This is a genomic window from Bifidobacterium vansinderenii (assembly GCF_002234915.1).
GTDB classification, from domain to species: Bacteria; Actinomycetota; Actinomycetes; order Actinomycetales; family Bifidobacteriaceae; genus Galliscardovia; species Galliscardovia vansinderenii.
In genome coordinates, this window is record NZ_NEWD01000041.1 from 45,213 (window position 1) to 64,810 (window position 19,598).

The 19,598-nt window shown below is 61.2% G+C and carries 21 protein-coding genes and 1 pseudogene; 9 read left to right on the forward strand and 13 right to left on the reverse strand.

The window, feature by feature from the left end:
- Nucleotides 1-10: 10 nt before the first annotated feature.
- Nucleotides 11-925, forward strand: coding sequence for a Nif3-like dinuclear metal center hexameric protein (locus tag Tam10B_RS12085; protein ID WP_093961493.1), 915 nt, complete (start codon nucleotides 11-13; stop codon nucleotides 923-925).
- Between the two features lie 27 nt (nucleotides 926-952).
- Here the strand turns inward: Tam10B_RS12085 and Tam10B_RS12090 are convergent, their stop codons facing one another.
- Entirely contained in the window at nucleotides 953-2,362 is a 1,410-nt protein-coding gene (locus Tam10B_RS12090) for an aspartate ammonia-lyase (RefSeq protein WP_198947609.1), read from the reverse strand.
- A 387-nt stretch (nucleotides 2,363-2,749) separates the two neighbouring features.
- Here Tam10B_RS12090 and Tam10B_RS12095 point away from each other — a divergent pair, with 387 nt between their 5' ends.
- Entirely contained in the window at nucleotides 2,750-3,685 is a 936-nt protein-coding gene (locus tag Tam10B_RS12095; protein WP_093961512.1) for a LysR family transcriptional regulator, read from the forward strand.
- A 50-nt stretch (nucleotides 3,686-3,735) separates the two neighbouring features.
- Here the strand turns inward: Tam10B_RS12095 and Tam10B_RS12100 are convergent, their stop codons facing one another.
- On the reverse strand, nucleotides 3,736-4,287 hold the full coding sequence (locus Tam10B_RS12100) for a type 1 glutamine amidotransferase domain-containing protein (protein ID WP_093961495.1): 552 nt from the start codon (nucleotides 4,285-4,287) through the stop codon (nucleotides 3,736-3,738).
- A gap of 111 nt (nucleotides 4,288-4,398) precedes the next feature.
- Between Tam10B_RS12100 and Tam10B_RS12105 the strand changes: the two genes are divergently transcribed.
- Nucleotides 4,399-5,364, forward strand: a complete 966-nt coding sequence (locus Tam10B_RS12105) for an L-lactate dehydrogenase (RefSeq protein ID WP_093961496.1) — start codon at nucleotides 4,399-4,401, stop codon at nucleotides 5,362-5,364.
- Between the two features lie 66 nt (nucleotides 5,365-5,430).
- Here Tam10B_RS12105 and Tam10B_RS12110 read toward each other — a convergent pair whose 3' ends face one another.
- The 5 genes from Tam10B_RS12110 to Tam10B_RS12130 form a co-directional block, all read right to left on the reverse strand.
- Nucleotides 5,431-5,823 (reverse strand): DUF1304 domain-containing protein, encoded by a 393-nt coding sequence (locus Tam10B_RS12110; protein ID WP_233133719.1) that lies wholly within the window; start codon nucleotides 5,821-5,823, stop codon nucleotides 5,431-5,433.
- A gap of 254 nt (nucleotides 5,824-6,077) precedes the next feature.
- Nucleotides 6,078-7,160, reverse strand: coding sequence for a hypothetical protein (locus Tam10B_RS12115; protein ID WP_233133720.1), 1,083 nt, complete (start codon nucleotides 7,158-7,160; stop codon nucleotides 6,078-6,080).
- Nucleotides 7,161-7,171: 11 nt separating this feature from the next.
- Nucleotides 7,172-7,774: an ATP-binding cassette domain-containing protein gene (locus tag Tam10B_RS12120; RefSeq protein ID WP_093961498.1), complete on the reverse strand. Its 603-nt coding sequence runs from the start codon at nucleotides 7,772-7,774 to the stop codon at nucleotides 7,172-7,174.
- Nucleotides 7,764-8,864, reverse strand: a complete 1,101-nt coding sequence (locus tag Tam10B_RS13645) for a peptidoglycan-binding domain-containing protein (protein ID WP_233133721.1) — start codon at nucleotides 8,862-8,864, stop codon at nucleotides 7,764-7,766. The genes Tam10B_RS12120 and Tam10B_RS13645 overlap by 11 nt, the downstream gene beginning before the upstream one ends.
- Nucleotides 8,865-8,874: 10 nt before the next feature.
- Nucleotides 8,875-9,516: a hypothetical protein gene (locus Tam10B_RS12130; RefSeq protein WP_233133722.1), complete on the reverse strand. Its 642-nt coding sequence runs from the start codon at nucleotides 9,514-9,516 to the stop codon at nucleotides 8,875-8,877.
- Nucleotides 9,517-9,690: 174 nt separating this feature from the next.
- Here Tam10B_RS12130 and Tam10B_RS12135 point away from each other — a divergent pair, with 174 nt between their 5' ends.
- The 3 genes from Tam10B_RS12135 to Tam10B_RS12145 all read left to right on the forward strand — a co-directional run bounded on the left by Tam10B_RS12135 (nucleotide 9,691) and on the right by Tam10B_RS12145 (nucleotide 12,095).
- Nucleotides 9,691-10,347 (forward strand): response regulator transcription factor, encoded by a 657-nt coding sequence (locus tag Tam10B_RS12135; protein ID WP_093961499.1) that lies wholly within the window; start codon nucleotides 9,691-9,693, stop codon nucleotides 10,345-10,347.
- Nucleotides 10,344-11,612, forward strand: a complete 1,269-nt coding sequence (locus tag Tam10B_RS12140; RefSeq protein WP_093961500.1) for a sensor histidine kinase — start codon at nucleotides 10,344-10,346, stop codon at nucleotides 11,610-11,612. Before Tam10B_RS12135 ends, Tam10B_RS12140 begins: the two co-directional genes overlap by 4 nt.
- A 75-nt stretch (nucleotides 11,613-11,687) precedes the next feature.
- Nucleotides 11,688-12,095 carry a GNAT family N-acetyltransferase gene (locus Tam10B_RS12145; RefSeq protein WP_093961501.1) on the forward strand — a complete coding sequence of 136 codons (408 nt, stop codon included), beginning with the start codon at nucleotides 11,688-11,690 and terminating at the stop codon, nucleotides 12,093-12,095.
- Nucleotides 12,096-12,120: 25 nt separating this feature from the next.
- On the opposite strand, the gene Tam10B_RS12150 is transcribed toward Tam10B_RS12145, so the two are convergent.
- A complete protein-coding gene (locus Tam10B_RS12150; protein WP_158214216.1) occupies nucleotides 12,121-12,750 on the reverse strand; it encodes a helix-turn-helix domain-containing protein in 630 nt (209 codons plus the stop codon).
- A gap of 151 nt (nucleotides 12,751-12,901) precedes the next feature.
- Between Tam10B_RS12150 and Tam10B_RS12155 the strand changes: the two genes are divergently transcribed.
- Nucleotides 12,902-14,422, forward strand: coding sequence for an MFS transporter (locus Tam10B_RS12155; protein ID WP_093961503.1), 1,521 nt, complete (start codon nucleotides 12,902-12,904; stop codon nucleotides 14,420-14,422).
- 64 nt (nucleotides 14,423-14,486) lie between these two features.
- Here Tam10B_RS12155 and Tam10B_RS12160 read toward each other — a convergent pair whose 3' ends face one another.
- The 3 genes from Tam10B_RS12160 to Tam10B_RS12170 all read right to left on the reverse strand — a co-directional run bounded on the left by Tam10B_RS12160 (nucleotide 14,487) and on the right by Tam10B_RS12170 (nucleotide 16,887).
- Nucleotides 14,487-15,137 carry a hypothetical protein gene (locus Tam10B_RS12160; protein WP_093961504.1) on the reverse strand — a complete coding sequence of 217 codons (651 nt, stop codon included), beginning with the start codon at nucleotides 15,135-15,137 and terminating at the stop codon, nucleotides 14,487-14,489.
- A 176-nt stretch (nucleotides 15,138-15,313) separates the two neighbouring features.
- The gene (locus Tam10B_RS12165) at nucleotides 15,314-15,787 is read right to left on the reverse strand and encodes a hypothetical protein (protein ID WP_093961505.1); all 474 of its coding nucleotides are present in this window, start codon (nucleotides 15,785-15,787) and stop codon (nucleotides 15,314-15,316) included.
- A gap of 653 nt (nucleotides 15,788-16,440) precedes the next feature.
- A complete protein-coding gene (locus Tam10B_RS12170) occupies nucleotides 16,441-16,887 on the reverse strand; it encodes a hypothetical protein (protein ID WP_093961506.1) in 447 nt (148 codons plus the stop codon).
- A 47-nt stretch (nucleotides 16,888-16,934) separates the two neighbouring features.
- Between Tam10B_RS12170 and Tam10B_RS13755 the strand changes: the two genes are divergently transcribed.
- Nucleotides 16,935-17,069 carry a hypothetical protein gene (locus tag Tam10B_RS13755; RefSeq protein WP_269843606.1) on the forward strand — a complete coding sequence of 45 codons (135 nt, stop codon included), beginning with the start codon at nucleotides 16,935-16,937 and terminating at the stop codon, nucleotides 17,067-17,069.
- An 89-nt stretch (nucleotides 17,070-17,158) separates the two neighbouring features.
- The gene (locus tag Tam10B_RS12175; protein WP_198947608.1) at nucleotides 17,159-17,968 is read left to right on the forward strand and encodes a PhzF family phenazine biosynthesis protein; all 810 of its coding nucleotides are present in this window, start codon (nucleotides 17,159-17,161) and stop codon (nucleotides 17,966-17,968) included.
- A gap of 153 nt (nucleotides 17,969-18,121) precedes the next feature.
- On the opposite strand, the gene Tam10B_RS12180 is transcribed toward Tam10B_RS12175, so the two are convergent.
- Complete coding sequence (locus tag Tam10B_RS12180) at nucleotides 18,122-18,751, reverse strand: Abi family protein (RefSeq protein WP_158214217.1); 630 nt, start codon at nucleotides 18,749-18,751, stop codon at nucleotides 18,122-18,124.
- 191 nt (nucleotides 18,752-18,942) lie between these two features.
- A pseudogene (locus Tam10B_RS12185) lies at nucleotides 18,943-19,598 on the reverse strand (IS256-like element ISBibr1 family transposase); the annotation flags it as partial.

Below are 19,598 nucleotides of genomic sequence, written 5' to 3' on the forward strand. Positions count from 1 at the left end.
AGGGGCCGAAATGACCGAACCGACCACGCCTCCCACCCTCAAGCAGGTCATCGACGTACTCGAGACGCTGTACCCGCTGCGTTACGCGGAAAGCTGGGACGAACCCGGCCTGATCGTGGGCGACCTCGCCCGACCGGTTCGACGCATCTACTGCGCGGTCGACCCCACCCGCGAAATTGTGGCCGAAGCCGTGGCCTACGGCGCCGACCTGCTCATCACCCACCATCCGCTGTTCTTCCGATCGGTACACCAGATCTCCGGACTCGGATTCCGAGGCGACATCGTCAACACGCTGATCGCCAACCACTGCGGACTCTGGGTGGGGCACACCAACGCCGACTCCGCCCACCGCGGCACCGCCCACGCCTTCGCCGACCGACTGGGACTGGTCAACCAGCGTCCACTCGAACCCATCAACGATCCGACCAGCGAACACCCGGTCGGACTCGGACGCATCGGCGAACTTCCCGAACCGGTCACACTGCGCGCGCTCGCGGAACGTGTTGCCGGCCTGCTGCCGCATACGGAACTCGGCATCCAGGTGGCGGGCGATCCCGACCAGACGGTCCATACCGTCGCCACCCTGCCCGGTTCCGGCGATTCGATGTTCGACGAGGTCCGTGCCAGCGGCGCCGACGTGTACATCACCAGCGACCTGCGGCATCACCCCGCCACCGACGCCTGGCAGCAGGCGCTGTACGAGGCGGAACTGCGCGAACGCGGATTCGCCGTCGGACAGGGGAACACGGGGGAGTGCGTACCCCGTCCCGCGCTGATCAACACGCCGCACTCGGCCATCGAGCGCTCGCTGTTCCACTATCTGGTGCCGGACGTAGCGAACGCCCTCAAGGAGACAACCGGCGCGGACGTGGAGATCGCGCTGTCCGAAACCAGCACCGATCCCTGGACCTTCCGCGTCGGCTAAACGATCGGCTGAACGACGGCGTTGCCGCTATCGTCCCAGACGGGTCAGCTTCAGCGGGTCGAGCACGTCATCCAGAATCTCCTTGCGGATCCTGCCCTCGTCCACGGCCACGTCATGCACGCTGCGTCCCTCGGCCAACGCCTTGTGTGCGAGTCGCACCGCCTCCTCGTACCCCACGTAGCCGTTGAGCGACGTGGCCAGCGAAGCGCTGTTCTCCGCGCGCTCCATGCCGATCTTCGCGTTGACGGTGATGCCCTCCACACAGTTGGTGCGCAGCGTATCCATGGCATGGGCCAGGATCAGCATGCCGTCGAGCAGCGAATGCACGATCACCGGTTCGAACGCGTTGAGCTGCAGCTGTCCGGCCTCGGCGGCGAACGCGACCGTGGTGTCCATGCCCATCACGGTGAACACGCTTTGGTTCACGCTCTCCGGGATCACCGGGTTGATCTTGCCCGGCATGATCGACGAACCGGCCTGGCGCGCCGGAATATGAATTTCCACCAAACCGGCCTGCGGGCCCGAGGTGAGCAGTCGGATGTCGTTGGCGATCTTGCCTAGGTGCACGGCCAGACGCTTTACCGCGGACGACGTGTCGACGAAATCGGCCATGTCGCTGGTCGCCGCGATCGCATCATCGGCGGACGTCACGGCAATGCCGGACACGGCGCGCAGTCGTTCGGTGACGATGCCGCGGAACCGAGCGTCTGCGCAGATGCCCGTGCCGATGGCGGTACCACCCAGATTCACCACTGCAAGACGGTCGATCATGTCGGAAAGCCTGCGAGAATCGCTGGCGATCGTGGTGTGAAACGCGCCGAATTCCTGGCCGAATGTCATCGGCACCGCGTCCTGCAGCTGGGTGCGGCCGAGCTTGACCACGTCGGCGGTACGACGGGACAGTGCCAGGAACGACATGGACAGCGCGTCGACGCTGCGGATCAGCGTACGCAGCGCGAAGATCAGCGACAGTCGGGCTGCGGCCGGATACGTGTCGTTCGTCGACTGGGACTTGTTCACCGTGTCGTTCGGATGAATGACCGAGTATTCACCACGCTCATAGCCGCCAAGTTCCAGCGCGCGGTTGGCGATCACCTCGTTCATGTTCATGTTCGTGCTCGTGCCGGCGCCGCCCTGCAGCACGTCGACCGGGAACTGATCGTCGAACATGCCGGCGTACACGTCCTTGCACGCGCGTTCGATCAGGCGTCCCTGTTCACGGGTGATGCCTCCCAGCGCCACATTCGCCTGGGCGCAAGCCTGCTTGACGAGCGCGTAGGCGCGGATCAGCTCCGGGTGATGACTAACGGGTACGCCGGAGATGGGGAAGTTCTCGATGGCTCGTTGCGTGTGAATACCCCAGTAGACGTTTGCGGGAACCGGCAGCGTGCCGATACAGTCCTTCTCGATGCGGGTGGTGCCGTCGTTGTTGTTCATACGTACCGTGTCGGTCAGGATCGCAGCGGTCATTTGGTATTCCTCCCTGTACTCCCGGTCGTGCCGGGCGTTGGTGATGATTGTGGGATGTCATCGTCGCCGGTTGGCTTCGATGTCACCAGACCATACGCGGGCACGACACACCGTACAAGAGCACCGATTCCTTCATTTCCCATAGGAGAAAACTATGGATGGGAAGTCGCGTAAGCGACGTTAGACAGAAAGATCGTTGCAATCATGCGGATAATGAGCGTATGACAAGGGCGTGGTACGAGCCATGACGAGAAACGTCACCTCGATATGAGGCTATTGCGCACTCGCCGGGATTTACATGCCGAACATATTCGCGATACCGTTTCGCATCACTGGCGTTTCACCATGTTTGCCATGACATTGACGCAGATTCAGGCGTTCTACTACGCCGCCACCTTGGGATCGTTCACCGCAGCGGCCGAATACATGGGCATGACCCAGCCCACCGTGTCGGAACTGGTGCGACGCATCGAGGCCAATTATGGTCTGCAGCTGTTCGTGCGCGGCGGACGTCGTCTGGTGCTCACCACTGCGGGGCGTACGCTGCTGCCGTGGGCCAAGCGGCTCATGGACGGCGCACTGGGCGCCGACACCGCGTTGAACGCTCTGCTGACGGGCCGTGGGGGAACGGTGTCGTTCGGCATTCTGCGTAACGCCGGCTACTATGGACTGTCCGATCTGGCGTCCGTGTTCAGCGAGGCGCATCCGAACGTGCACCTGCGATTAGTGGGGCAGAATTCGTTCGAGGTTGCCGATGCGGTTCGAGACGGTGAGTTGGAGGCCGGACTGCTGTGTCTGCCTATCCCCACCGATGGACTCGCCATTACCCCCCTGATGCGGCAGGAGATCCTGTGGGCCAGTTCCAAGCCCGAGCGCTGTGAGAAGCCGATGCCGGTGGAGAAGATCGGCGACGAACCGCTGATCCTGTACGATGCCCATCACGGATGGCGTGACCCGTCGCGCAGGCAGCTCGCCCAGCAGGCGCAGATGCACGGCGTGACCTTGGACCCGATGATCGAGATCGAATCGGTGGATGCCGCGATCTCCTTGGTATCGCTGGGTCTTGGCGACACGATTCTGCCGCGTGCGGTGGTCGGAACGGACGGTTTCCCCGACAACGTGTACACCACGTCGCTTGCCGAACCGATCTACGACACGTTCGCTCTGGTGACCCGCAAGAACTGGGAGCTGTCGCCGATGGCGAAGTACCTCGCCGGACTTGCCGTGGACATGCTGCTGGCGAATGCCGACGGTGCCGACGAAGTACTGGCACATACCCCCGTCACCTGATGGTTCGGGGGCTGCGCTCGATTGCGTTGATTGACTGTTGCTAACCGGAATCAGGCGGCGAGCGTGTCCTTGATCGCGCCGACGAAGTAGTCCAGATCGTCGGGCTTGCGGGACGTGATCAGACGCCAGCCGTTCTCATCGTCCACGGTCAGCTGGCTGTCGACGTAGTGACCGCCGGCGTTCTCGATGTCGGCGGCGATGTAACGGCAGGGGGAGGCGGTCTTGCCGTCGATCAGACCGGCGTTGACCAGCAGCCAGGCGCCATGGCAGATCGCGGCGATCGGCTTGCCCTCGTGGGCGAACTCCTGCGCGAGCGTGATCGCGTCCTCGTTCACGCGGATGCGATCCACGTTGCAGGTGCCGCCGGGCACGACCAGCAGATCGTAGTCGGCCGCCTGCACGTCGGACAGCTTGGCATCCGGCGTGAGCGTCTCGCCCTCGTAACGGTCGTGCTGCACGGTCTCGCACTTGTCGAGCGTGGTCGCGGCGAGCGTCACCTGCGCGCCTGCGGCCTTGAGATCGCACAGCGGACGGGTCAGCTCGGTCTCCTCGATGCCCCAGTTGTTCACGATGATCAGCACCTTGGCGTTCTCGACGGCCATGATTCGTTCCTCCTTGATCGGGTTGGATTCCCGTATCCATTATGCGCGTGCATGGCGTATTCTGTGTTCCGTTTGCGGATAAATGATTTGTCGTATAAAAGAGGAACGATCATGGTCACATCGAACAGAAGTCGTGTCGTCGTCATCGGTACGGGTAGCGTCGGATCGGCGGTGGCAAGCGCCATCGTGCAGCAGGGGCTGTGCAACGAACTGGTGCTGATCAACCATAATCCGGACAAGGCGAAGGGACTGGCCATGGACCTGGCCGACGGCTTGGAGTTCCTCGGCCGTTTCGTGACGATTCGTCCTGGTAGCTGGGCCGATTGTCAGTGCGCCGACGTGGTGATCGTGACTGCCGGACCCAAGCCGAAGCCGGGGGAGACCCGCATGCAGGAGCTTGGCGCCGCCATCGACATCGTCGACCCGATTCTGCGGCATATCGCGGATTCGGGATTCGATGGCATTCTCCTCATGGTGTCGAATCCGGTTGATGTGCTCAGCTGGTTCGCGTGGAAGCGAACGGGATTGCCTCGCGAGCAGGTGCTTGGCTCGGGCGCCGCGCTCGACACGGCGCGCATGAAGACGATCATCGGTGAGTTGACCCATCTTGATCCGCGCCTCGTCTCCGGCTATGTGATCGGAGAGCATGGGGATTCCCAGTTCGTGCCATGGTCCACGGTCTCGTTCATCGGCAAGTCCTTCGCACAGTATCTTGAGGACAACCGATCCCGGTATCCAGGCGTTACGCTCGCCGGCATCGAGGAGTCGACCCGACGGCGTGGACTCGACATCAAGGGATTGCGCGGCGGCACGAGCTACGGCATCGCGGCCACCATAGCCGGACTGGTGCGCACGATCCTGTGGAACGAGCGCAGCGTCGTCTCCATCTCGACGCTGGTCGACGGGGAATATGAGTACGGTGAGCGGGATGTGTTCCTGTCGCTTCCCGTCGCTCTTGACGGCAATGGCGTGGGAGACTTCGTAGACCTGCACCTCAGTGGTGACGAACTGTCGCGATTCCACGCATCCGCCGCTGTGGTCCGCGAACACTGCGCGCTTATCGCCGATCGGTTGTGACCGCATGTGGTGTCGTATTCCGCCGCAGATGAATTCGTTCAGTGAGTGAATTAAAAACGGTAAGCGTTAAAGAACAGCGAAAAGCAGCAGAAGCAATAGGGTGATCGCCGGGAACGCGAACTGCTTGAGGGCCGCACCGCGCTTGTCGGGACTGCCGGTGAACAGAACCAGGGCGGCGAGCGCCATGGACGCGGTGCCGGCGATCATCAACGTCACGCCGACGACCTGCTGCCCGCACAACGCAAGACCCGCGCCGACCAGAGCCATGGCTCCGAGAAACAGATTGTAAAAGCCCTGATTGTAGGCCATCTCCTTAGTCGCCTCGGCCTCCTGAAGCGAGGGAATGGAAAAGGTCGTCATCGTTTTCGGCTCGGTCCACCGAAACGATTCCAGAACAAAGATCACCACATGGAGCAGTCCCGCCAGAATCGCGAACACACAGGCAGCCGTCAACATCATCGATTTCCTTTCTCTAGGCAATAAGCCGGATACAGGATGATAGTCGTAGATGTTGATTGAGATCAGAACTGCTTGCGGCGCAGTATTTTAAGACGGATACAGAAATGCCGGGGGAATACCCCCGGCGACTTGGAGCCTTGCCGTTACCGGACAAAGCAAAATAATTATGTCAGAATCAGCCTCGACTTGCAAGCTCGCCATCGGTCATGGTGTTGGCTGGCGCTCTTCCACCCTTACATGCATTTGTTATTTCGTTACCGTTCTTTGAAGTAGGTGAAGAGGTGTCGTTCTCGGATATGGAGCGTGGCGGCTGTGGTGGCGAGTAGGTAGGCGGTGCTGGTAGTGATGGTGGTTTGTATGGCGTTGAGGGTGATGGTGGTTCGGTCGGTGGCGTCGATGAGGAGTCTGGCGGCGGTCATGTCGATGGGCAGGCTGATGGCGGTGGCGAGCAGGATGGTGATGCCGGTTTCGATGATGATTTGCGTGGCGAGTGCGGGTTTGGGGACGCCGCAGTGCAGTGCGGAGGCGATTTCGAGCCGGCGGCCGCGTATGAGCAGGTATCCGATGGCGAGGGCGATGAGCGCACCGCAGGCGGGCAGGATGCGTGTGGAGCGTTGCCGGTAGAGGGTTTGTCCGTCGAAGTCGTCGCCTTTGGTGGTGTTGAGCTGGCTGAGGGTGGGTGCGTCGTCGCCGGTGGTTTTCGCGTTCGGGGTGAGGGTGGACCAGAGGGCGTCGCGGGTCTGGCTGGTTTGCGGCCAGGTCTTGGCCCAGCAGGCGTCGAACGTGCTGGTGGCGGGTGTTTCCTCCATGAGCGCGTACGCGTATCCGGGGGTGCGTCCGTCGTCGGGGTATTGGTAGACGCCCTTGACGTGTGCGGTGCGCCCGTCGGCGAGGCCGATCGTGCCGCCGGTGGTGGTGCCGAGCGTTTCGGCGATTTGTTGGGATGCGATCAGTCCGGTCGTGTTCGCGTCCTGTTTGGCGTCGAGGAGTTTGGCCAGTCCGGGGGTGATCTGGTAGAGGGGCGTGGTGGTGTCGGGCAGGGCCGCGAGGGTGAGCGGGTCCGCCGTGCGGATCGCTCCGGCGGCCTGGACGCCTGTGAGACTGGTGAGGCGTTCGCAGGATGCCGCGTCGATGCCGTCGGGCGCGTTGAGCACGAGGATGTCGGCCCCGGACTGCCGGTATGCGCTTGCCTGGTCGAGGATGGCCGAGCCGGCGGCGATGTCCATGACGCCCGTGCCGGCGGCGGTCAGGGCCAGGGCGAGGACGGCCGGGGCGAGGCGGGCGGCGCCGCTGGTGATGGAACGCCATGCCTCGGAGATGACGGAGGTTGCTTTCATCGTGGTGTGGTTCATTGGTAGTTCTTCAGGTCGATGATGTCGGTGCATGCGTCGCGCGTGTTCGGGTCGTGGGTGGAGACCACGACGATCGTGTCGTTGCGGGCGATGCGGGAGAGTGATTCGCTGACCGTGGCCGCGGTGTGCATGTCGAGCTGGGCGGTGGGTTCGTCCACGAGCATGAGCGAGGGTTGGGCGGCGAACGCGCGGGCGAGCATGAGGCGCTGGGCCTCGCCGCCGGACAGTTCCGCGAACCTGCGGTCGGCGACCCGTGTCAGGTTGAACCGGTCCATGAGCGTGCGCGCCTGTTCCTCGGCCTCGCGGCGCGGGAGCCCCCGGGCGAGCAGGGGCAGGCTGACGTGGTCGATCGCGGTACGCTGGGCCACGCCGTGCGGGTTCTGGAAGATCCAGCGCATCGAGTCGATGCCCTGACGGGCCACCCGGCCTTCGGCGGGCGTGGTCCAGCCGGCGATGATGCCGAGCAGCGTGGACTTGCCCGCGCCGCTCGGCCCGGTCAACGCGTACACGTGTCCGGGCATGAGGCTTGCGGTCAGATCGTGGAACAGGAGCGGGCCGTCGGCGTACCGGTGGCCGACGTGGCCGAGGTCAACGCGCATCGCACGCCGCCTGTCCCGGATCGGCCTTGATGCGCGCGGGCGCCTTGCCGTCGATCGTGACCAGCGTGCGGCCCAACGAGCTGCCGGCCACGTGCGCCTTGACGCTCGTGCCGTCGGTCGCCACCACGCACCCGTCGCTGCCCTTGAGCCCGGTGAGCGCGGCCGCGGGCACCGAATACACGCCGATCGGCTCCTTGAGCTTGTAGGTCACGGTCACGCTCGTGACGTCCTCGCCGTCCTTGCGCGCGCCCGTGTACGTGGACCATCCGGCCATCGCCTGCAACGCGGCCGTGTCCGACACGATGCCGTCGTCGCCGATGGGATAGTCCCGGCCGTTGATCTCGACCACGCGATCGCCTTGGATGCGGCCGTCCGGCAGGGACGCGGCCTTGACCGACGCGACCCCGGCCAGGCTGCGGAACGCGGGCGAATCCGTCGAATCGCCGGTCACGGTCGAACCCAGCGACGCCGCGCACGACACGCTCATCGCCTGTGCGGGCAGCCACACCGCCAACGCGCGGGAGAACGCGCCCTGCTGGACCCTGGCCGTCGCCGCGGCCGTGCCGGCGTTCGTCGCGTACAGGCGCCGCCACGCGTCCCACGTGGCCCAGTCGAACACGCCCGACCGGGAGCCCCCGTAGCCGAGCGCGGCCAGCTCGTCCTGCAACGCCGTCACGTCGTCGCCCTTGTCCCCGTACGCCAGATCACGATACAAGGGCGTGTCCGTGTGCAGACTCACCAGAGGAGTGCCGTCCACGTCGTACTCGTGCGAGCCCGAACGCACCACGCCGTCCGCGGGACACGACGCGAACGTGACCCTGCCTGACACCGGGAACGCGACCCCGCCGGCCGGCGATGCCGTCACGTCCACGTTCAGGGAACGCGCGTCGTCGAAATCCTCCGACCCCAACGCGAGACTCCCCGCATCCGGGGAAGCCGACAGGGACGGCGGCGTCGCCATCCGTTCCAACCCCACGGCCAATCCCATGCCGGCCGCCAGACACGCGACCATGCACGTCGCCACGAACCCCACGCCGTTTACCCGACGACGCGTGCGGGCACCGTTCTTTCCCGATCGAAACACGAGCATCACCCCCTCTCTACTTGCTCGGATTCGCCAGGCACTGGGAGAACGCATCCGACGACGTGTCCAGCTTCGACGACCCCTCGGGCTTGCCCATCTCGGTCAGGTAATCCTGCTTCGTGAACGAGTCCGGCACCAGCTTGCGTCGCTTCAGGCAACCCACGACCAGTTCGATCTCGTCCGCGTTCGACGGGTTCTGCACCATACGCTCGTACAGGTCGCGGATCTGCAGGTTCGTGCCCTTCGCGCACGCCATGCTGTCCTCGTTCGCCTTGGCTGAATCATAGTTGTCGTCCGTGTTCATGTGTTCCTGCATCAACCCGGTGGACTGGTCCGTGTCAAACTCCACGTCATCGCCCTTGGCGGCCATGCACTCCTGGTACTTCTCGTTCGCCTCCCGGTAATCCGACTCGCTGATCTTGCCCGCCTTGACCGCGCGCTCCAGCACACCGCGCTCGAAATCGCTCGACGCCGACTGCAACGCCTGCTTCAACTCCGCCTCATACGACGACGATTCGGAAGACGACGAAGACGAGGAGGAAGCCCCGTCCGACGCGCCGGCATTCCCGGAACCCGGCATCGAACACGCCCCCAAACCCAACACCACCGACAACACGCCGGCAGTCGCGACCACGCGCAGCATCCGCTTCAACAGCATGATGATGTGCTCCTTTCGTGTGAACATTGACTGTGACGGGAACACACCGTAAAAGACGGTTCGATGGGTTTGGGCGGTTTCGACCCGCTTCCGACCGTTTTTGACCGATTTCCGACCTCGTTCGCCACGGCCGATATGATGTGCCGCAGTCAATCAACCGGAAAGGAGACGCCGATGCGCGTGCTGGTCGTCGAAGACAACGTGAACCTCGCCGATGTGGTCGGCATGGGGTTGCGTATGAAGGGCTTCGACACGACGGTCGTCTACGACGGACGAGACGCGATCGACGAACTGGACGGAAGCCAGTGGGACCTGCTGATCCTCGACCGCGATTTGCCCGGCGTGCATGGCGACGAGATCTGCCGACGGCTGCGGGCGCGACGCGATCCTGTTCACATCCTCATGCTCACCGCCGCCTCCCGCACCGACGACATCGTGCAGGGACTGGGACTCGGCGCGGATGATTACCTGACCAAGCCGTTCGCGTACGCGGAGCTGCTCGCCCGTGTCGAAGCAGTCCAGCGGCGGCTTGGCCTGGCCGATACCGGACTGTTCGTGCGAGGCGGGTTCCGGGCCGATTTCCGCACCGGTGACATCAGCATGAACGGCGAGCCATTGCGCTTCGGCCAACGCGAGCTCGCCGTGCTGCGCATGCTGGTGGAGGCGCATGGTGCAGTGGTGGGTGTCGATCGGTTATACGACGAGGTCTGGAAAGACGATCACGCACGTACGAAAAACATTGTCAAAAGCACCGTGTACACGCTGCGCTCCAAGATCGGCGACCTGGACATCATCGAGACCATACCCGGACAGGGATACCGCATATCATGAACCAACAGCACACCACACGCGAGCCACGTCCGCGCATTCTTCGCCCATCGCAATGGTCGACGCGAGGCCGTCTGACCGCCACGATCGTCATCGCGTTCCTGCTGCTGACGACCGCCGTCACCGCCGGCACGTTCCTCATCGTGAACCGGCAACTGTCCACCGTAACGGTCGGCGGCATCGACACGAGCACGGACTCCGAAAGCGCGGACCAGTCGCTCCGTCAACCATCGTCAAACGCTCCCGACGGCGACGATTCCGGCTACACGTCCATCCGCGTCAATGAGGACAGGGAAGACGGACTGTCGCTCAAGGCGACGGCGGGCGATGCCCGTACACGCGATCTCGTGCTCGCCGCCGCCGTCGCGCCGATCCTCGTGTTCGGCGCGCTGGCGGCCATCCTCACATGGACCATCGCCACCAACAGTCAGAAACGCATCAACATGGTGGCTAGGCAGATCACGACCGCGGACGGGCCGCTGTCCATACGCCATGCCGTCAGCATCCCGGAACGCAACGACGAGGCCACGACCATCGCCAACGCCTACAACGTCATGCTCCGCGACCTGAACGACTCCATCGAGCGGGAGAAACAGTTCATCGCCAACGCATCCCACGAACTGAAAAACCCGCTCGCCGCCACCTCGGCCGCCCTCGAAATCCCACTCGACGCGGGATTGTTCGACGACTTAACTCGACCATTCGTGCAGAAAGCGATCGAAGCCAATCGTAGCGGCTCGGCGCTTGTGCTCCGCTTGCTTGAACTCGCCAGCATCCAACATCTCGACAGTGCAGACTTTACCGACGTTGACCTTGCCGAGATCGTCGCCAATGTTCTTGACGCGGAACATGATGTTATTGGTGAATTCACGATAACGACGTCTCTTATACCTGTGACACTACGGGCAGATCATACGCTCGTTCATCGGCTGGTTGAGAACCTTATTCTTAACGCTGCGCAACATAACATTTCTGGTGGCAGCATTGACATCGTCACTGGAATGGAGCATGACGACACCGGAGCCAGCTATGCAATACTTGCGGTCACCAATACTGGCAAAGATCTCACCAAGATCGATTTGACGGAACTACTCGCTCCGTTCAACCGCGGTCCCAACAGTAGAATCAACAACAAGTATGAGACTCCCAATCACGGGCTCGGTCTATCCATATGCGATGAGATAGTTCGTCTCCACCACGGCACCATGAATCTAAAAGCCAACCCACAAGGAGGGCTGATGGTCAACGTACATTTGCCTGACCGCTAAACAGACAATCCGCGCTCGCAGGCTGCGAGTCTGGTTATGATGTTCGGCATTGTCGATCATCGAAAGGAGAAGCGCATGGCTATCACGTTCACCGAGGAGAGGACGTTCACTCAGGATCAGGCGCAGCAGCTGTTTCGTTCGGTCGGCTGGGTGTCGGGCGAATATCCGGAGCGGTTGCATAAGGCGCTGATGGGCTCGTCCACCGTCATCTCCGCCTGGGATGGGGATCGGCTGGTCGGTCTCGTGCGTGCGCTGGACGACGGTTCGATGCTCGCCTACGTGCATTACGTGCTGGTTGATCCGGAGTATCAGGGCAACGGTATTGCCGGCCATATGATCGAAATGATCAAAGACAAGTACCGCGACTACTTCTACATCGAAGTCATGCCTGAGGAGAGCAAGAACGCGTCCTTCTACGAGGGTCACGGTTTCCACGTCATGGACGATGGTGTGGCAATGCAGATCGTGAACCCGAATTGGTGAATGGTTCCTGTCCCTCGCTGATATGTCATCGGGTGACGGTCCTGCTCTTGGCCCGTGCCTGATGCTCGTAATGGTCGACGAGCGGGAGGAACAGTTCGTCTACCGTGGCGATGATGTCCGCTTCGGACAGTGGGCGCATGTCGCGCAGGATGATCGCGCGGCCGAGTTCTCCGGGCATGCGCAGCAGCGATTCCGGCAGTTCGCAGGTGATGTCGCCGCGCGCCCGCGCGTTGTCGATGGCCATCATGATGCTGGGCTGGTCGCTGATCATCGTGCGTTCGTACAGTTCGTGCGCGCTCACGCCGAGCCAGCTGGCGTAGACACCGAACTTGGCCAGCGCCATCACCGCGTCGGACTGTTTGCGATTGAGTTGCAGGAGGACGGAGATGACGTCGCCTCTGAGTGTGCCGGTATTAGGCCGTTCTATGACGGCGTGGATGCGATGTTGTTTCATGGCGGCCACGAACAGTTCCGTACGATTCGACCATCGTCGGTAGAGCACCGGTTTGCTGGTATGAGCTCTGGCGGCCACGTTGTCGAAGGTGAACTCCTCGGCGCTGCACGTGGACAGCTGCTCCCAAGCGGCCTCCAGAATGGCCGTTTCCAAGGCCTTGCCTCGACGGCGTGTCTGCTTCGGTGTGGCGTGTTCTCCCATGGTCATCTCCATATGCTGCGTGGCATGGGCGCTGTGTCTTGGTGATCGTTCATGCCGTCGTTTACAAGATACCACGGCGTTTCTTATTCGCGGATATCTATAATCGTGGGTGTTTATAAGAAACTTATTGGTATCTTAAAGGGATTGGGGCATGAACGATACGGATGAGAAAACGAAGAGCCTGAACCGTTCCATGGTCTGCTTGTGCGCGGCCGAACTGGTGATGATGATCAACACCACCGCGTTCAACGTGGCGTTGCCGAACATCGCCGAGTCGTTCGGGGCGAGCATGGCGGAACAGCAGTGGATCGTCTCCAGCTACAACCTCGTATTCGCGGCCGTGGTGCTGCTGGCCGGATTCCTCGGTGACCGACTCGGTCATCTGAAGACCATGATCGTCGGACTGGCCATGTTCGTCATCGCATCAGTTATCGGTCTTGCAGCAGGGAATGTACCGGTGCTGCTCGTCTCGCGATCGATCATGGGAGCCGGCGCGGGCGTGGTCATTCCGATGGGGCAGGCGCTGCTCGGCATTCTGTTCCGGGACTCCGAATTGTCTCGCGCCATGACCGCATGGGCGATAGCCGGCACCTTGGGCGTGCCGTTCGGGCCGCTCGTCGGTGGAGCCCTCACCGCGACATTGGGATGGCGCGGCATCTTCGGATTCGACGGCGTGGTGTTTCTCGCCGTGATCGTGGTCATCCACATGAACGTTTCGCAGGTGAGCGCGTCGCATGAATCCCGGTCGTTGCATATGCCATGGATGTCGGTGGCGATGATGTTCGCCGGATTCACCCTGTTCTCGGCCGGCCTGGTCAATGCGCAGCATGGTGTGCTGTCCATGGACGCCTGGATTCCGATGACGGTCGGCGTGGCGCTGATCGTGGGATTCGCGTTGCATGATCGTGCATCCCGCAATCCACTGATGGAGCTTGGACTGATGAAGGATCCGTCGTTCGCCGCCTGCGCGCCGGCGTTGATGATGCTGAACTTCTCGATGTACGGCATCATCTTCATCATGCCCGCCTACCTGGAGACCGTGTTGCGCCATGACGCGCTGATCGGAGGAATGCTGCTGATGCCGCTGGTCGTCGCATCCATCGTGGGGGCGCGGATGAACGATTGGATCGTCTCCCGGATCGGCTCGCGCGGCACGAGTCTGATGGCCTTGGGATGTCTGGCCGTCGGCATGCTGACGATCGGCGTCGCCATGCGATTGCCCGAAGGCATGATGGAGCAGTCGATGGTGATGGTCGGTCAGATCGTGGCCGGTTTCGGACTGGGCGTAGGCCAGCCGGCAATGCTGACCTGGGCCATGGGAAGGGTGCCTGTCGAACAGTCCGGCGCCGGTTCCAGTCTGCTGACCGTGTTCCGTCAATTCGGGTCCATCATCGGTGTGGGAATCTTCGGCAGCATACAAAGCGGACTGTATGCGACCGGGTTCCAGAGTCTCGCGCGGACCGCCGGGCTGTCCTCGCAATCCGCCGGATCCGTGATGCTGGACTTCCAGCAGGCGGCCGGATTCACGGACGCAACGGGCGACGCGATACGGCAGGTGGCCTCCCACGCCTATGAATCCGCGATGCTCGGCAGCTTCGCCACAGCCGCCGCGATCATCGCCGTCACGCTCGGCGTCGTCGCGCTACTATCCCGTAGGGTGTCGACGAAGTAAAGGATGCTGGATTGCATCGGTTTATGTCAGCGTTGATTATGACCAATCCGTGATCGGTGGTCGCTCACCGGAAGTCTTCGACTCCATAAAAGGACATCTGCTCATCGCCCCACCATGCAAGGAATTGTTCAGCGGTCTCGCCGTTATGTCCGTCGTGGTTGAACGCCCCGTCGATAGACGCCATACGTCCGCGCGTTTCCTCGGCTAGGGCCGCGGCGACAAGTCCATAGCCAATGGAGGAGACGGCGGGGCTGCCGATATTCCGATACTCGTACCATGAATGATCCTGTGCGTTGATCAATCGCAATTCATCTGAAGTCAATGGCACATCGAATTCGTCGGCCTCTAATGGAATTATCTTGCCCAGCATGGATGCCGGGTAGCCGTGCTCTCCATTGGTTCGTTCATAGTCGTCGACCCAGGATTGGTCAACTCGGTCGCGAACCCACGTTGACGGCCATGAACTCGACTGCCACTGACCGTTGACCACATACGCAAAGCCAAGATCCATTTCGACTTTCCATCGTGTGGTCGGATCCACATACCGCACTTCCTTATCGGACGGTTTGCGTGGGTAGAATGCTCGTATCTCTAAGGTGCTATCGATGCTATACCGGTTGAGCAGCTGCTGATAGAGGATCTGAGTGCGCCGTCTTGTTTCTTCGACAAGCGGCATGTAATCCGTCGTCGGATATACGTCGATCGTAGTGGACATGTCCTCATGGTACCTGCTTATTGAAATTCCAAGGGGACGGTCATTCGACTGCAGTGCCTGAACGCTCGCAAAACTGCGATCAATTTCCCGTCTTATTGAACATATGGCTGAAGAGCATGGCAGCCGTTCTCTGTCCAGAGCGGTTCCAGTGGGCACGGCGCATCGCATCAGGACGTTCACCGTTCTTTCCAACGGATCCATTCGTCGTAGCTCATCTCCGGAATGCCTTCCGTGGGCAGCGGAATGTGGCGGAAGGGGTTGGAATCACGGAGATAGGTCTCGGCCCATGACAGATAATCCGCGAGCCTGCCGGCATCGGGCGCATCGACAATCCTGTCCGCGAGCGCCCTGCGCAGCAATGCCACTGTCTCCTCGAACTCCTTGTGCCGCACGATGTCGGCGCGAAGGCGGTCAAGCGTATCCATCCATTGCCTGTATTGAGCCGCCCTCCGGCGCAGTTCCTCCAATCGACGTGCGCGTTCCTTGCGTTCGATCTCTTCCTGCTTCCGTTGCTCGGCGCGTTCCCGGGCCCTGTCGGACACAAACTGGATCTTGTTAAGTACGTTTCCCAACTTGCGCTCCAGCTTTATGGTTGACGTGTCCTCGAATGTGAAACGCTCATAGGAATTTTCCCGGATTTCGATTCTCATGATTTCCGTAGGAATGTAATCATAGGTGGGATAAGAACGCCAATGTGCCCGTTCGCTTTGCTCACGTTCTTCCTTACTGGGAACATGGTTTACACGTTTCGTTCTCATGCTTACGCAGACAGTGACAGGCGAGTCTCCCGCGTCGATCATGAAAAGATCGGGGCCGGGGAAGATGCTCCGGCGGCGGCCCGTCCATGGATCCGTTTCGTATGTTGACGGATTGGCGGTCACCGTCCATCCTCGGCGAAGCGATTCCTCGACTAGGGCGTGCAATATGAGCAATGCGCGTTGGCACTGTTCGGGTGGGACGCTCAGTCTCTTCCTATGGTTCATCAGTTCCCGTATGGCCGGGTGTGGGCGTCGTATCTGGGAAGGTATCGGTAAGATCTGCATAGTGTTGCGGACTTTCGTGCCATGTTGGAGCGGCACACCGCTGTCTCGGGATGATACCGTTTTCTCTGGTGCTGTCATGGACGTTGCCTCGGAACGTTCTGGTGAAGCACCCTCCATGTGACGTTTCACTGCAGGACGTCTTCGGCTTTCGACATCGGGGGTTGCCGGGAGCTCGCCCGGGTAACGTCTATGCTCGATGTAATATTTCCCTGCCTCGGTGATAGAGGCCTTCCAGCTTTTGCCGTGCCCGGAGGATTCGATCAGACCGCGATTGCGCAGAGCCACGGCCGAAGAGAAGTGCCGAGAATCATCACGTTGATATACGTCATCCGGGCATCCTTCGCCGATCCATCGCAACACTGCCAATTGTGCATCGTTGAGTGGCGTTCTGCTTGGTCCCATACCATCATTATGAAAGTTGCCTCGAACATTGGCGACCGACACGTACCTGACGTTGTGCTCTCTAATGACGAGCGAGGCGGTAAGGCCAAGGGCGTATCCAGATGATATTGTTCCGGATTCACGAGTCCGTTGTGAAACACGACTATCAACCCGGTGAGTAGATTCGAGCGGTAAAGAGTGATCATGTGGTTTCTGTCGGTGTTTACGGTTCCGTTCCTGTTCTCGTTGACGTTGTGGCTGGTGACGTCCGTGGCGTTGACAGTTCCGGTGTTGGTGATGCTGTATAACGCATTACTGTTATTCATAACAAACTTCCTCATAAATTGGGAACGGAGTGATGCTTATGGACGGTATGGCTACCGAACTCGTACAGCAATACCTGTCGCATCGGTTCGGCTTGGACTCCGAGGACGCGCAGCGACGGAACTTCTCCAAAGACGAGTGGCGCATGATCCGAATGTTGCTGGAGCAGCTGATTGGCATGTAGAGGTAAGGTGATTCCCAGTGGAATGCTGGTTCCGCATCGTTGGCATGTGATGGCTGCCAGGGCTGATTCTAGGGGCGGTAAGGAGCGGTATGGGAATACGGCAATACGTGGTGGACGCTTTCACGGACAGGGTGTTCAAGGGTAATCCGGCGGCGGTATGTCTGCCGGAATCATGGCCGTCGGACGAACTGATGACGAACATCGCAATGGAGAACCGGTTCTCCGAGACCGCGTTCGTCGTTCGCGAGCCGGAGGGGTGGCGGCTGCGTTGGTTCACGCCGGGAGGTGAGATCGACCTGTGCGGACATGCGACGCTGGCCTCCGCATATGTGATGCTGCATTTCGTTGAGCCGGACGTGAACGAGGTGAGTTTCCGGACATTAAGCGGTGTACTGATCGTGACTCGGAAACGTGAGAATAAGCACGGTGGCGAGATCTTTACCATGGATTTCCCCGCATACGATCTCAAGCCCACGCCCGTCACCGACATGATGGAACAGGCTCTTGGTGCTCGCCCCGTTGAAGCATGGCTTGGGCGAGATCTGCTGTGCGTGATGCAGGACGAGCAAAGCGTGCGTGCACTCAAACCCGACATGATGACGCTCAAGGAGCTGCCCGGACTATTGGCCAACGTTACGGCCGCCGGTGATCCGGAGTCGGGATTCGACTGCGTCTCCCGCTCGTTTGCTCCGAAATGCGGCATCGCGGAGGATCCGGTCTGCGGTTCCGGCCACTGCCACATCCTGCCCTATTGGAGCGACCGCCTCGGTCGGACCGATCTGGTGGCCTATCAGGCATCCGCGCGTGGCGGCGTCATCCATGCGACGGTCGGTAACGGACGCGTCGGCCTCGGCGGCAGTGCGACGCTGTTCTCCGTCGGAGAGATCCTGCCCGAGTGATCACGTGCCGTTCCCGCGATGTTGCCGTCGGTTGCGCATGTGGCGCGTCGATCTTAGGAGAGATTCCCTCTCTGTCGCGCCCGTAGTTGTTGACTAAACGGATGGGAACAGCGCACCGCGGATACGAAAGCCTCGAATCATGAGGAATCGGGATTAAGGACGTCTTGCGCGTAATGCTGTCACCCGTGATTGACTACGTATCCAGTCGGCGGCCTTCGGGTCGATGGCACGGGCAATCCAGCCGAGATTGGCGCACTGCCCATCCAGGTAGCGCTGTTCGTCGGCAAGGTTGCCAAGCACGATGTGCTCCTGATGCGACAGACGGTTACGCAGATCGCGCATCGTCTTGACATGGCTCTCAAACATGGCGCGTCTACGAGATGGATAGTTTGGCATGCCGCCATTCGCCGGGTCTCGAAGTGCCCTCCACACGGTCTGCTCCAGTCTGGACGAGAGCAGGAAGCACCATGATCCGAGTGACATGTCAGCGATTACGCGACCCGGTGTGACCGGTTTGCCCGAATACCGTATCTGACGTTCGATCTCGTCAATCGAGTTCTCGAACCGTCTCGTCCTCGACGAGTTGAATCGAAACCTCGCATCATCTCGGTACCAGTCGTCGTGTCCGCATGCGTTGGCGAGACGAACGGACATGAAGTTGCGCAGTAGCACCTCCACATGTGCGATGTCTTCAAGCAGAGCCTTGGAGATGCGCCCGTTCCACACGTACAAGTCGACCACGTCGCATCCGGTGGCCTGTGCGGAACGTACATAGGTGGCCATGCGCTCGACAGAGAACCATCGTTCGAGGTCGGCAAGTGTAACGGATTGACTTTCGGGACTCATACCGGCTATACTACTGATGAATGCCCCGGAACGTCACTCATGCGAAACATCATGAAACCCCGGGGATTTTTTCTTTTCGCCTATACTTGGGCCTATAGGAACAAAAGTGTTGCTTTAGCCTTCGGTTTCTAGTCGGTTTGGTTCCATTCGGTGTGGGTGTGGAACTCGTTCCAGTCGACGCCTGTGCCGTATTGCGGAGATCCGTCGTCGCCGCTGTCATCCGGTCGTGCCGCCCGGCGCAGGGGTTTCCAGTGTTCGGGCCTGATCAGCGATTTGGGATCCGGGGAACCGCTTTTCATGTAGCACACCCATTCGCAGGCGCGTCTCATGTGCTCCTCGGGCAGTCCGTGGTGGTCGAGGAGCACGTGCTTGAGCGGCGAGTTGACGCCGCCCTCGAGACGGTTCGTGGTGCGCGCCACGGGGCCTGCGGCGGTCAGCGATGGCTCGAGGAACGCGAACAGTTTGCCCTCGCGGAACAGCTTCTCCAACCGCCGGTAGCAGCGGCGGACCTCCTGATGCGTCCACCACCACTCCTGTTTGGAGGCCTTCGGGTTGTCGGGATCGTCCTTCGCGAGGGTGCGTTCGTCGATGAAGTCCCTCCAACGCAGGTGCCATGCGTTGAGCGCCTCGCCCCATTTGGCCGCCTGCTCGGCGTCATGCACCTTGGTGAGCCGGTCGGAGAGCTTCTTGAGTTCCCTGCCCGCCTCGAGCCTGGGTTTCGAGGTCAGGNCGGCCCTCGTGTTGCGCTGCACGTGCACCAGGCAGCGCTGGATCCGCGTGGACG